Annotated in this window: 9 protein-coding genes and 1 pseudogene; 9 read left to right on the forward strand and 1 reads right to left on the reverse strand. The window is 64.8% G+C overall.

Annotated features, from left to right (window positions below):
• Positions 1 to 90: 90 nt before the first annotated feature.
• From PKE75_RS12850 to PKE75_RS12865, 4 genes are read left to right on the forward strand one after another with little or no spacing between them, the layout of a single operon-like run.
• Complete coding sequence (locus PKE75_RS12850; protein ID WP_271169121.1) at positions 91 to 1,926, forward strand: type I restriction-modification system subunit M; 1,836 nt, start codon at positions 91 to 93, stop codon at positions 1,924 to 1,926.
• Positions 1,923 to 3,860, forward strand: coding sequence for a restriction endonuclease subunit S (locus tag PKE75_RS12855; protein ID WP_271169122.1), 1,938 nt, complete (start codon positions 1,923 to 1,925; stop codon positions 3,858 to 3,860). The genes PKE75_RS12850 and PKE75_RS12855 overlap by 4 nt, the downstream gene beginning before the upstream one ends.
• Positions 3,857 to 4,771: a GIY-YIG nuclease family protein gene (locus PKE75_RS12860; RefSeq protein ID WP_271169123.1), complete on the forward strand. Its 915-nt coding sequence runs from the start codon at positions 3,857 to 3,859 to the stop codon at positions 4,769 to 4,771. Before PKE75_RS12855 ends, PKE75_RS12860 begins: the two co-directional genes overlap by 4 nt.
• A complete protein-coding gene (locus tag PKE75_RS12865) occupies positions 4,768 to 7,890 on the forward strand; it encodes a type I restriction endonuclease subunit R (protein WP_271169124.1) in 3,123 nt (1,040 codons plus the stop codon). Before PKE75_RS12860 ends, PKE75_RS12865 begins: the two co-directional genes overlap by 4 nt.
• 154 nt (positions 7,891 to 8,044) lie before the next feature.
• Here the strand turns inward: PKE75_RS12865 and PKE75_RS12870 are convergent, their stop codons facing one another.
• The gene (locus PKE75_RS12870; protein WP_271169125.1) at positions 8,045 to 8,812 is read right to left on the reverse strand and encodes a recombinase family protein; all 768 of its coding nucleotides are present in this window, start codon (positions 8,810 to 8,812) and stop codon (positions 8,045 to 8,047) included.
• A 194-nt stretch (positions 8,813 to 9,006) separates the two neighbouring features.
• Here PKE75_RS12870 and PKE75_RS12875 point away from each other — a divergent pair, with 194 nt between their 5' ends.
• The 5 genes and pseudogenes from PKE75_RS12875 (at position 9,007) to PKE75_RS12895 (ending at position 12,914) form a co-directional block, all read left to right on the forward strand.
• Positions 9,007 to 9,390 (forward strand): ArsR/SmtB family transcription factor, encoded by a 384-nt coding sequence (locus PKE75_RS12875; RefSeq protein ID WP_271169126.1) that lies wholly within the window; start codon positions 9,007 to 9,009, stop codon positions 9,388 to 9,390.
• Positions 9,391 to 9,393: 3 nt separating this feature from the next.
• Positions 9,394 to 10,449, forward strand: coding sequence for an ACR3 family arsenite efflux transporter (arsB, locus tag PKE75_RS12880; RefSeq protein WP_271169127.1), 1,056 nt, complete (start codon positions 9,394 to 9,396; stop codon positions 10,447 to 10,449).
• An 11-nt stretch (positions 10,450 to 10,460) separates the two neighbouring features.
• Positions 10,461 to 10,799, forward strand: a pseudogene (gene arsC / locus PKE75_RS12885) (arsenate reductase (glutaredoxin)); the annotation flags it as partial.
• Positions 10,800 to 10,886: 87 nt separating this feature from the next.
• Positions 10,887 to 11,588: an arsenical resistance protein ArsH gene (arsH, locus tag PKE75_RS12890; RefSeq protein ID WP_271169192.1), complete on the forward strand. Its 702-nt coding sequence runs from the start codon at positions 10,887 to 10,889 to the stop codon at positions 11,586 to 11,588.
• A 3-nt stretch (positions 11,589 to 11,591) separates the two neighbouring features.
• Positions 11,592 to 12,914, forward strand: coding sequence for an MFS transporter (locus PKE75_RS12895; RefSeq protein WP_271169128.1), 1,323 nt, complete (start codon positions 11,592 to 11,594; stop codon positions 12,912 to 12,914).
• Positions 12,915 to 13,368 lie beyond the last annotated feature (454 nt).

Raw genomic sequence — 13,368 nt, forward strand, 5'->3', positions numbered from 1 at the left:
TCGCCGCGCTGGCTGGCGACCATCGTTTATTTTCGATTGGGGTGAGACGCTCCGCGGCCCTTCCTCTGGCCGCGGGGCGGCGGGGAAAGCATGAACCATCAAGCGCTTGCGTCGTTCATCTGGTCGGTCGCGGACCTCCTGCGCGGCGACTACAAGCAGTCCGAATACGGCCGGGTGATCCTGCCCTTCACCGTGCTGCGGCGCCTCGACTGCGTGCTCGAGCCCACCAAGGCCGCGGTGCTCGCCGAGCACAAGGCGAAGAGCGCGCTCGGCGTGAACCCCGAGCCGTTCCTCCTGCGCGCCGCCAAGGCCGGCTTTTACAACGCCGACCCTCTCGACCTGCCCAAGCTGATGGGCGACCAGGACAACATCCGCGCCAACCTCAGCCGCTACGTCGAGGGCTTCTCGCCGGCGGTGCGGGACATCTTTGAGCAGTTCGACTTCCACTCCCAGATCGAAAAGCTCGCCAAGAACGGGCTGCTCTACCAGGTGACGGAGAAGTTCGCGGGCATCGACCTCCATCCGAAGAGGGTCGATAACGCGGCCATGGGCGGCGTCTTCGAGGAACTCATCCGCAAGTTTGCGGAGATTTCGAACGAGACGGCCGGCGAGCATTTCACCCCGCGCGAGGTGATACGGCTCATGGTCAACCTGATCTTCGTCGAGGATGACGACGCGCTGAGCAGGCCGGGCGTCGTCCGCACGATCTACGACCCGACGGCCGGCACCGGCGGCATGCTGTCGATCGCGGGCGATTATCTCGTTGAGCACAACCCGCAGGCGCAACTCAACATGTTCGGCCAGGAGCTGAACCCAGAGTCCTACGCGATCTGCAAGGCCGACATGCTCATCAAAGGCCAGGGGATCGACCACATTGCGCCGGGCAACACGCTGTCCGATGACGGCCACCCTGGGCGCCGGTTCGACTACATGCTTTCGAACCCGCCCTTCGGCGTCGAATGGAAGAAGGTCGAGAAGCAGGTCCGCGCCGAGCACGAGCAGCGGGGCTTCGACGGACGCTTCGGTCCCGGTCTGCCGCGCGTGTCGGACGGCTCGCTACTGTTCCTCATGCACCTCCTCTCAAAAATGCGCCTGCGCGAGGAAGGCGGCTGTCGCTTCGGCATCGTGCTGAACGGATCGCCGCTGTTCACGGGCGGCGCCGGCAGCGGCGAGAGCGAGATCCGTCGCTACGTGCTCGAGAACGATCTGGTCGAGGCGATCGTCGCCCTGCCGACCGACATGTTCTACAACACCGGCATTTCCACCTACGTCTGGATCCTCAGCAACAAGAAGCCCGAGTCGCGCCGCGGCAAGGTCCAGCTGATCGACGCCAGCTCGTTCTGGCGCAAGATGCGCAAGACGCTCGGCTCGAAGCGCAAGGAGATGTCGCCCGAGCACATTGACACCGTGACGCGGCTGTTCGGCGGGTTCGTCGAGGCGCGGCTCGCGACGCTATTCGACGTCGAGGGCAAGGAGGTCGCCCGCGAGGTCGTGCTTGCTGGTGCGGCCGAACCCGTGGCGCCCGATGGCGGCAGGGTCAAGCTGGCACCGCTCTCCCGCATCTTTCCGAACAGCGCCTTCGGCTATCGCACCATCACGGTCGAACGGCCGCTGCTCGACGAGGCCGGCAAGCCCGTCCTCGGTCAGCGCGGCAAGGCGAAGGGCAAGCCGCAGGCGGACTCAAGCCTGCGCGACACCGAGAACGTGCCGCTCGACGAGGAGGTCGACACCTACTTCGAGCGCGAGGTGCTTCCGCACGCGGGCGACGCGTGGATTGACCACGAGAAGACGAGGACGGGCTACGAGATCCCGTTCACACGGCACTTCTATGTGTTCGAGCCGCCGCGGCCGCTCGCCGAGATCGACGCCGACCTCAGCGCCGCGACAACGCGCATCAAAGCGATGCTCGAGGGGTTGGCGGCGTGAGCTTCCCCGCATACCCCACCTATAGGAGCAGCGGAGTCGAGTGGCTGGGCGAGGTGCCCGCGCACTGGTCGGTTCATAGGATCAGCGAGCTCTATCGTGAGGTCGCCGAACCGGGGCGCGACGAGTTGCCGATCCTGAGCGTGTCCATCCACGATGGTGTCTCCGACGATGAGGCTGAACCGGACGATGAAGGTCGGAAGGTCAACCGCAGCGACGATCGTTCGAAATACAAACAGGTGAGACCGAACGATCTCGTCTACAACATGATGAGAGCGTGGCAGGGAGGCTTTGGCTCAGTGAAGGTCTTAGGCATGGTTAGTCCTGCCTATGTTGTCGCCAGACCTAGGGATGATGCACCCTCGGGCCTAGTGGAGCTGATGCTTAGGACCGCTGGTGCGATCGAGGAAATGCGGCGTCGCTCGAAAGGGGTTACTGACTTTCGGCTTCGCCTTTATTGGGACGAGTTCAAAGACATGCGGATCGCGCTACCTCCGGCGCGCGAACAGCTTGACGTTCTCAATTTTCTCGACCGCGAGACCGGGAAGATCGACGCGCTGGTGGAGGAGCAGCGGCGCTTGATCGCGCTACTGAAAGAGAAACGGCGGGCCGTCATCTCCCACGCCGTTACCAAGGGCCTGAACCCCGGCGCCCCGATGAAGGATAGCGGCGTCGAGTGGCTCGGCGAGATGCCGGCGCATTGGGCCGTTGCTCCTACTGGATATCGCTACGAGGTGCAGCTGGGGCGCATGCTCAACGCGGAGCGCGCCTCGGGCGAAGACCTGCGCCCTTATTTGCGTGTTGCCGATGTTCAGTGGGACTATATCAATGTAAAAGATCTGCCGTTAATGGATTTTCCATCAGAGGCAAGGATCGTTTACCGTCTGCGTCCAGGCGATTTATTGGTCAATGAGGGCGGAAGCTATGTCGGACGATCAGCTATATGGCAAGGTGAACTTGAAGAGTGCTATTATCAAAAAGCCCTACACAGGGTTCGCCCAAGAAATACAAGTTCAGATACATCCGATTTTCTCTTGTTCGTGATGGAATGGGCGACCAATTTCGGTTTGTTCCTCGCCAGAGGAAACCAGACGACAATCGACCATCTTACCGCTGAGCAACTTCGCGCACATAGATTTGCTTTTCCTCCTATCCACGAGCAGCGCGAAATATCTTCGTTTTTGCGGGGTATTATTTCGAAGTTTGAAACACTCCGTCTTGAGGCAGAGAGCGTTATTGCGCTTCTGGGTGAACGACGCGCGGCTCTGATCTCCGCCGCAGTCACTGGCAAGATTGACGTGCGCGGCTCCGCCAAGGTGCTGCCGTTCCCAGTTGATCGAGCTCGAGCCCGTCGGCTGATCGCCGCCGAGATTATCGACCGCTCGGCGTATCAAGCGACCTTCGGGCGGACCAAGCTGCAGAAGCTCCTCTACCTGGCTGAGGTCCACGCTAACATCAACGAACTCGAGGGACGCTATGTCCGCATGCCCTACGGTCCGTTGGATCAGGATATGGTCGACGAGATAGAGGGTGCGGCCGTTGATATGGGTTTCGCTGTTGATGACCCCGGCAATCGCAAGATGGTGCGGTATCGTCCCGTTGCGGCGCGAGGCCGCAATCGTGGTGAACTCGTTGAATGGTTAGGCGACGATCGCGTCGCCAAGCTGGACAAGCTTATCACGGACTTCGCCGACCTCGACACGCACGCCGCCGAGGCCGTCGCCACGCTTTACGCCGTGTGGAACGACGCCCTGATCGATGGCGAGACGCCGTCAGATGCTTGGATTATCAGCGGCTTCCTGACCGCGTGGAACAAGACGAAGGCCGAGAATTTCGACCGTCATGAGCTTCCGCACCGGTTGGGCTGGATGCGCCGCCACGGCCTCGTCCCGACGGGCGACGGGCCGAAGACCAGCATCGGCGGGCTGTTCGCATGAGCCATACCGTGGGGCAATCGCTCGAGCTCTACTATGTCGACGGCCGCCCAGACGGCATGGTCACTGCGGAGATGTTCAACTGGACGGGGCACGTGCTTACGGCACCGCGCACTCAGATCCAGGCGGCGCTTGGGCGCTCGGAGGCAGGATACACCGGCGTCTACCTGCTTCTTGGAGAGACGGAGGAAGGCCAGCCGCTCGCCTACGTAGGGGAAGGCGAGGACATCAGCAGCCGCATTCGGAGCCATGACGTCAAGCGCGACTGGTGGACGACGGCCGTGTTGGTTACGGCGACCGCGAACCGCCTGAACAAGGCGCACGCGAAATATCTCGAGTCGCGACTGATCGAGGTGGCCCGCCGCGTCGGCCGCACGCCGCTTGAGAACGGCCCGCAACCTGCTCGGCCCAGCCTCTCGGAGGCGGACGTCGCCAAGATGGAGGCGTTCCTTGAGAACCTGCTGATGGTTCTTCCTGCTGTTCGAGTCGACCTATTCGTGCAGAGCGCGCGTCCTCCGGCGAAGCCGAAATCCGAGCCCGCGACAGATCACAAGTCGGAAGAAGTGCGGTTCACCCTTGACCTCAAGAAGCACGGCATCACGGCGACCGCCGTCTATCTCGACGGTGAGTTGGTCGTGGAGAGCGGATCACGGGCGCGCATACGCTGGACGGGGCAGCCCAACAGCTCCTACGAGAAACTCCACAACGAGCTTGTTCGCGCCGGCGTGCTGGTTCCTGAAGGAGAGCACTGCGTGTTCGCCCAGAACTACGCGTTCAAGAGCCCCAGCGCTGCGGCAGCGGTCATCAAGGGCCGCAACTCCAACGGCCTGACCTCTTGGCGCTTGGAAGGCGCCGACCTGACCTACAAGGAGTGGGAAGCGCATCAGCTCGGCGAAGCGGGCGCGCCCCAGTGAGCCTGCACAGGGAGATCAGCTTCGAGGACGAGATCTGCGCGCACCTCGCGGCGCATGGCTGGATCTACGAGCCGGGCGCTGCCACGCACTACGACCGCCAGCGCGCGCTGTTCCCGGCCGATCTCGTCGCATGGGTGCAGCAGACCCAACCGAAGGCGTGGGACGTTCTCAGCCGCAGCCATGGCGCAGGCGCCGCGGCGGCGCTGCTCGACCGCGTGAGGAAGCAGATCGACGATCGTGGCGCTCTCGACGTCATCCGTCACGGCGTCGACATGGTGGGCGTGAAGGGCCGCATCGAACTCGCGCAGTTCCGCCCGGCCTTCGGCACGAACCCCGTCATCATCGCGGCCTACCAGGCGAACCGTTTGCGCGTCGTCCGGCAGCTCCGCTATTCCGCGGCGAACGAGAACTCGATCGACGTTGCGCTATTTCTGAATGGCGTGCCGGTCGCGACCCTCGAGCTCAAGACCGACTTCACCCAGTCGATTGCCGACGCCATCGACCAGTATCGTTTCGACCGGCTGCCGCAGCCGAAGGGGCAGGCGCGCGAGCCGCTGCTGTCGTTCCCCGGTGGCGCGCTGGTGCACTTCGCGGTGAGCAACAGCGAAGTCCACATGACGACCAAGCTCGCCGGACCGGCCACGCGCTTCTTGCCATTCAACAAGGGCGACCATGGCGGCGCCGGAAATCCGACGAACCCGAATGGACACCGGACCGCCTATCTGTGGGAGGAGATCCTCGAGCGCGCGAGCTGGCTTGAGATCGTCGGCCGCTACCTCGTCGCTCAGCGGAACGCCAAGAACGCGATCACCGGCCTGATCTTCCCGCGCTATCACCAGCTCGACGCGACCCGGAAGCTTGCGGCGGCGGTGCGCGCGGAAGGACCGGGCGGCAAATACCTGATCCAGCACTCAGCCGGCTCCGGAAAGACGAATTCGATCGCGTGGGCGGCGCACTTCCTCGCAGACCTGCACGACGAGGCGGACAGGAAGCTGTTCTCGACGGTGATCGTCGTCTCCGATCGCAATGTCATCGACTCCCAGCTGCAGGACGCGCTGTTCGGCTTCGAGCGCACCACCGGCGTCGTGGCGACGATCCGCAGCGAGGGCGGCGCCAAGAGCGGGCAGCTCGCCGAGGCGCTGGCGCAAGGCAAGAAGATCATCGTCTGCACTATCCAGACCTTCCCCTTCGCGCTCGACGCCGTGCGTGAGCTGGCCGCGACGGAGGGCAAGCGGTTCGCCGTCATCGCCGACGAGGCCCACAGCTCGCAGACCGGCGAGGCCGCGAAGAAGCTCAAGCAGCTGCTGTCTCCGCAGGAGCTCGCCGACCTGCAGGACGGCGGCGAGATGAGCGCCGAGGACATCCTCGCCGCCCAGATGGCCGCGCGAGCCGGCGAGACCGGCGTCACCTACGTTGCCTTCACCGCGACCCCGAAGGCCAAGACGCTCGAGCTGTTCGGGCGCCGGTTGAACCCAGACCAGCCGCCCGGCCCCACGAACCTGCCGGCAGCCTTCCACGTCTACTCGATGCGCCAGGCCATCGAGGAGGGCTTCATCCTCGATGTGCTGAAGAACTACACGCCCTACAAGCTGGCCTTCCGCCTCGCCAATGACGGGCAGGACTGGGAGCAGCAGGAGGTCGAGCGGAGCGCCGCGCTAAAGGGCATCATGCGATGGGTGCGGCTCCACCCCTACAACATCGCCAAGAAGGTCGAGATCGTCGTCGAGCACTACCGCGAGAACGTGCAACCGCTGCTCGAGGGCAAGGCGAAGGCGATGGTCGTGCTCGGAAGCCGGGTCGAGGCGGTGCGCTGGAAGCTCGCGATCGACGGCTACATCAAATCGAAGGGTTACGGGCTCGGCACGCTGGCGGCATTCTCGGGAGAGGTGAACGATCCGGAGTCGAGCCAGGAGCCGTTCACGGAGACGAGCGCCACGCTGAACCCCGGCCTCAAGGGACGAGACATCCGCGAGGCATTCGCCGGAGCCGACTTCCACCTGCTGCTGGTCGCCAACAAGTTCCAGACCGGCTTCGACCAGCCGCTGCTCTGCGGGATGTATGTCGACCGGCGGCTCGCAGGCATACAGGCGGTCCAGACCCTCTCGCGCCTCAACCGCGCCCACCCCGGCAAGGACATCACCTACGTCCTCGACTTTGTGAACTCAGCCGAGGAGATCCTGACCGCCTTCCGCACCTACTACGACACGGCGGAGCTCGAGGGCGTCACCGACCCGAACATCGTCCTCGACCTCAAGGCCAAGCTCGACGCCAGCGGGCACTATGACGAGTTCGAGGTGGACCGTGTCGCCGCCGTCGAGATGAACCCGAAGGCCAAGCAGGGCGACCTGATCGCGGCGATCGAGCCGGTGGCGGATCGCCTGCTCAAGCGCTTCAAGGTTGCGCGAGAGCGTCTGCTCCGCGCCACCGAGCAGGAAGACGGCTTCGGCGCCGGAGAGGCCAAGGACGAGCTCGACGCGCTCCTGCTGTTCAGGGCAGACATGATCGCCTACCAGAGCGCCTACAGCTTCCTGTCCCAGATCTTCGACTATGCGAACACGGCCGTCGAGAAGCGCTTCCTGTTCTACAAGCGCCTCGTCCCGCTCCTCGAGTTCGGACGGGAGCGTGAAGGCGTCGATCTCTCGAAGGTGGCGCTGACCCATCACAACCTCAAGAACGAGGGCCAGCGCCGCCTCGACGTCTCAGGCCGCGACGAGACGAAGCTGACGCCGATGACCGGGATGGGGTCGGGGTCTGTGCAAGAGAAGGAGAAGGCACTCCTTGCCGAGATCATCGCGAAGGTGAACGACCTCTTCGGCGGCGACACCACCGACGGCGACCAGCTGAGCTACGTGACGACGCTGCGGGACAAGATGCTCGAGTCCGAGATCTTGGTGACGCAGGCGGCGAACAACACCAAGGCGCAGTTCGATAACTCGCCAACCCTGACAGCCGAGCTGATGAATGCGATCATCGACGCCTTCGAAGCGCACTCGTCGCTCAGCAAGCAGGCCCTCGACTCGTCCAAGGTTCGCGATGGGCTCAAGGACGTGTTGCTGGGGCCGGCGCAGCTCTACGAGGCGTTGCGCGCCCGTGCCGACCAAATGACCGCGGGCGCATGAACGTCTGCTGGTCGGCGCCGCGGCTCGTTCACAGACTCACCAGCAGCCGGCGCGACTGGGAGCTGCTGGTGTAGCCCTCAATATAGAGATTGTGGCTACCGGCGGCCTGAGCGCGCTGGTGCCTGCCTCGGTGCGTGCGCTCACCGGCTGAGCGTCACCACATGCCCCAATTCGGGTTCTTCAGGTTCGCCTCGAGCGCGATCGCCTCCTCCTGGCTCCGGCGTTCCTTATCGCGGGCGGCGATAATCTCGCTCGCCCGCGCCAAAGGCCGACGCAGGGCCGCGGCGGTCCACTTGTCTCCGCGAGCCGGGCGATGTCCCCGAGCGTTCAGGAAGTCCGCAATCTTCGAGACCGCGGTGATGTCCTGCAACCGCGCCTCCTCGACCAGCGGCACCAGCTCCTCGGCCCGGCCATCGGCCTTACGCGCAGTAGCCGCGGCGCCGATCTTCTGCGCCTCGGCGATCTTCGGGTTGCCGAGGACGACGCCCTCGGCCTTCTTGCGGGCCAGCGCCTCCTTGGTCAGCCGGCCGATCTCTTCGCCCTCGAACTGAGCCCTGCGCGCCTGCGCCTCAACAACGACCGGGTCCGCATTCTCGCCGAGCGAGACGTCGATGATCGGGTGCCCGGTGTAGCGCGAGATCTTAACAAGAACGTCCGTGTCACGGGCGAGCCGGCTGAGGTCGGAGACGAGGATCGGATAGCCCTTCGTCTTCGACAGCTCGATCGCCCCCCGCAACTCCGGCCGCTTCTGGTCGCTGTCCTCTCCCATGGCCGAGATCCCGGCATCTTCGAACCTGCGGACAATCTTGTAGCCCGACGCCTTGGCGAACGCGTCGATTGCCTCCTTCTGAGCCCGCAGACCAAACCCGCTGTCGGCCTGTGACTGCGTCGAAACCCTCGTGTAAGCGATCACCCGCTGCATACGTCTACCTGTAGCTCCTCTTGGGTTATGATGTGATCAGTTCTAAATGACCCCTGTTAGCTATGATAACATCGCCTGCACGGGGTGTGCAATACTAAAAGGGGTTTAGCTATGATCACTTAATTGAACAGGCAATTGATATATCGACATTTGCCGATTTTTCGATGTATAGAGGTGTTGGGAGGAGACCGCGGATGTCTGTCATCAGTCGATCGGAAAAAGAACTCGGATCCCTCGACGCGCTGTCCGCGCTCGGGCAGTCCACACGGCTCCGCATCTTCAAGCACCTCGTCACCATGGCGCCCGAGCCCCAGCCTGCGGGCGGGATCGCCGACGCGCTCGGCTGCCTGCAGAACACGCTATCGACCCACCTCGCGATCCTCGCGCGCGCCGGGCTGATAACCGGCGTCCGTGACGGGCGCTCGATCCTCTACGCCGCCAACTTCGACGGCATGCGCGGCCTCGTGAACTACCTGCTCGAGGACTGCTGCAAGGGCCATCCAGACGTCTGCGCGCCCGTGTTCGAACAGCTCGAGCAGAGCTGCGGCTGCGGCCCCGCCTCACGCGCCGGAGCCTGAACCATGTCGCTGTTCGAACGCTGGCTCACCCTCTGGGTAGCGCTCTGCATCGTGGTCGGGATCGCGCTCGGCTACGCCGCGCCCGGGCTCTTCCAGGCGATCGGGAGCCTCGAGGTCGCTCGGGTCAACCTGCCGGTCGCGGTGCTGATCTGGCTGATGATCATCCCCATGCTGGTGAAGGTCGACTTCGGCGCGTTGGGCCAGGTCGCGGCCCACTGGCGGGGCGTCTCGGTGACGCTGTTCGTCAACTGGGCGGTAAAGCCGTTCTCGATGGCGCTGTTGGGCTGGCTGTTCATCGGCTGGCTGTTTCGACCCTGGCTACCCGCCGACCAGATCGACAGCTACATCGCCGGGCTGATCCTGCTCGGGGCGGCTCCGTGCACCGCCATGGTCTTCGTCTGGTCGAACCTGACCGGCGGCGATCCGCTGTTCACGCTGAGCCAAGTCGCGGTCAACGACGCGATCATGATCGTCGCCTTCGCGCCGCTGGTAGGGCTCCTGCTGGGCCTGTCGGCGATCACCGTGCCTTGGGACACGCTGGTCCTGTCGGTCGTCCTCTACATCGTCGTGCCGGTCGTCGTGGCGCAGGTTCTTCGCCGACGCCTACTCGCGACCGGAGGCCAGCCCGCGCTCGACCTCCTGCTCGGACGCATCCAGCCGCTCTCGCTCGTGGCGCTGCTCGCGACGCTGGTGCTGCTGTTCGCCTTTCAGGGCGAGCAGATCGTTGCCCAGCCGCTCGTGATCGCCCTGCTGGCGGTCCCCATCCTGATCCAGGTCTACCTAAATGCGGGCCTCGCCTACGTGCTGAACCGCGCGACCGGCGAGGCGCATTGCGTCGCCGGGCCGTCCGCGCTGATCGGCGCGTCGAACTTCTTCGAGTTGGCCGTCGCTGCGGCGATCAGCCTGTTCGGCTTCAAGTCGGGCGCCGCGCTCGCCACAGTCGTCGGCGTGCTGATCGAGGTGCCGGTCATGCTCTCGGTCGTGTGGATCGTGAACCGCTCGAAGCCTTGGTATGAGGCCCGTGGCGTTCGCGCCGCGACCCCCGAACCCCGTTCTTGAGGAGGGCCGCGATGCCCGAGGCCGTCACCATCTGGCACAACCCCGACTGCAGCACGTCCCGCAACACGCTTGCGATGATCAGCGCGGCGGGCGTCGAGCCGACCGTCGTCGAGTATCTGAAGACGCCGCCGACGCGCGACGAACTGGAGCGCGCGATCAACGCCGCGGGCCTAAGCGTCCGCGCCGCGATCAGGCAGAAGGGAACGCCCTACGAGGAGCTCGGCCTCCGCGACGCGTCGCTGACGGAGGGCAAGCTGCTCGACGCGATGCTGGCGCACCCCATCCTGATCAACCGGCCCTTCGTGTTCACCTCGCGCGGCGTGCGGTTGTGCCGCCCTTCGGAGGTCGTCCTCGAGATCCTGCCCGCGCCGCTGCCGGACGACTTCACCAAGGAGGACGGCGAGGTCGTGCGGCGGCTGAAGGTGAAGGACGACGCTTTGCCGAACCTCGACGAGGGCTCGTTCAGGCCGACCGACCTGTCGCGGCTCCACGCGCCTCGCTCCATGCACCCACCGCGCGTTCTGCTGCTCTACGGGTCGTTGAGACCGGTCTCCTACAGCCGCCTGCTGACCCTCGAGGCGGAGCGCTTGCTGAAGCAACTTGGCTGCGAAACGCGCGTCTACGACCCCGCAGGCCTTCCGCTGCCGGACGACGGCCCGGTCGACCACCCGAAGGTGCAGGAGTTGCGCGATCTGTCGCTCTGGTCCGAGGCACAGGTCTGGACGAGCCCCGAGCGGCACGGCGCCATGACGGGCGTAATTAAGTCCATGATCGATTGGATACCGCTCGCGGTCGGCTCGGTGCGCCCGACGCAGGGCCGCACGCTGGCGGTCATGCAGGTCTCAGGTGGCTCGCAGTCGTTTAACGCCGTGAACCAGATGCGCGTGCTCGGGCGCTGGATGCGGATGCTGACAATCCCGAACCAGTCGTCCGTCGCCACAGCGTTTCAGGAGTTCGGCGAGGACGGCCGAATGAAGCCGTCGGCCTACTACGACCGGGTGGTCGACGTGATGGAGGAGCTGGTGAAGTTCACCTGGCTGACGCGGGACGTGTCAAACCACCTCACCGACCGCTACAGCGAACGCAAAGAGAGCGCCGCGGCGCTCGAGGCGCGGATGAACCTCAAGCAGGCCGTGTAGGACGTGAGCGGGGCCTCGACGCCGCCGGGCGGCAGGATCGCGGTCCCGTTGCTCGGGGTCGCGCAGATCCTGTCGTGGGGCTCAAGCTTCTACCTGCTCGCCGTGCTCGCGACCCCGATGTCCATCGATACGGGATGGCCGATCGCGTGGGTGGTCGGCGGCGGGTCAGTCGGGCTGCTCTGCTCCGGGATCGTGTCGCCCTTCGTCGGTCGGATGATTGATCGCTTCGGCGGGCGACCGACGATGGCCTTGGGGTCGCTCCTGATGGGTGCCGGGCTCGCCGCGGTCGGCTCCTCAACCGGGCTCGCGACCTATCTCCTCGGCTGGGTAGTCCTCGGACTCGGCATGGGCGCCGGGCTCTATGACGCAGCGTTCTCGACGCTCGGCCGGATCTTCGGGGCGTCGGCGCGACGCGCCATCACCAACCTCACCCTGTTCGGTGGGTTCGCCAGCACGGTCTGCTGGCCCCTGAGCGCTCTCGCCGTCGAACACATCGGCTGGCGCGGGGCCTGCTTCGCCTACGCCGCCGTGCAGGTGTTCGTGATGGCCCCGGCGCTGCTTGTCCTGCTGCCGCGGGAGGCGCGGAAGGCCCCGGCGGCGTCCGGCCCTACGAACAACGACCGAACGTCCCCCGGCGAGCGCGGGTCGTTCCTGCTGCTGGCCGCGATCCTGATGGCCAACGGAGCCGTCCAGACGACGATCTCGGTCCACCTGCTCACCATCCTGCAAGGCCAAGGCATGGCGCTGACCGCAGCCGTCGCGATCGGCGCGTTGATCGGCCCGTCGCAGGTCGGCGCCCGAGTGGTCGAAATGCTGCTCGGCGACCGACTCCACCCCACCGCGACGCTGGCCTGCGCGGGCTGGCTGGTCGCTGGCGGCGTCGTTCTTCTCGCGCTCGGGACGGTGCCGGCGGCGGTCGCTGTCGTGCTCTACGCGGCTGGGAACGGCGTGTGGTCGATCGCCCGCGGCACGGTCCCGCTCTCGCTGTTCGGCGCGGCGCTACCCGGTGGTGATGGGGCGGCTCGCAGCGCCCAATTTGATCGTGCAGGCGGCGGCCCCCTTCGTCGCAGGCCTCGCGCTGACCGCCCTCGAGCCCCGGATCGTGCTGGTCGCGCTGGCGGTCGCCGCGGCGGGCAACGCCCTGCTCGCCCTGACGCTCATGATCCGAGCCGCTCGTCTGCACGGAACCCAAGGATGCGCGCCATATGCAGAGCGAAGAATGCGCCTGTGACGGTTTGGCGACCTATCCAGAAAGACGAAAACTATTTCATCTTTAGATCATCTAAGCTTTCGCAGCCGATAAGAATATCGACTGATCGAAAATAGGGGGTTTTCAATGCGACTGGAGTGCTACTCGGCACACACTTGCCACCAACTTACCCATAACCGCCTGATCGATATTTCGATCCAAGGATGGCCCGGCGTGACATGGAACACATACTCGGACCCCTCCGAGCGCATGGACTTCTCCTAGGACTTCGACCCGGCTACGCTTAGGGCCCTGCTGTTCTCAGGGTCAAAAGGATTACTTTTTGCAACCATTTCGGGGCAGCTGCAGATCAGCAACTTACGATCACCAAAAGGGTCGTTGCATATGTCTCGCGTCATCGGCTATGTCCGCATCAGCACCGTCGATCAGGATCCCGCTTCCAACGCAACGCGCTTGCGGACATCGGCATGACTGCTACCTTTAGTGACCGCCTGGGGTGCCAATCCAAATCGCCCCCCCGCCCCAGGTCACGCTCAACCCCTTCCCACCCGCCAAGTATATGATTGGTCA

Source organism: Hansschlegelia plantiphila (genome assembly GCF_027922265.1).
GTDB lineage: Bacteria > Pseudomonadota > Alphaproteobacteria > Rhizobiales > Methylopilaceae > Methylopila > Methylopila plantiphila.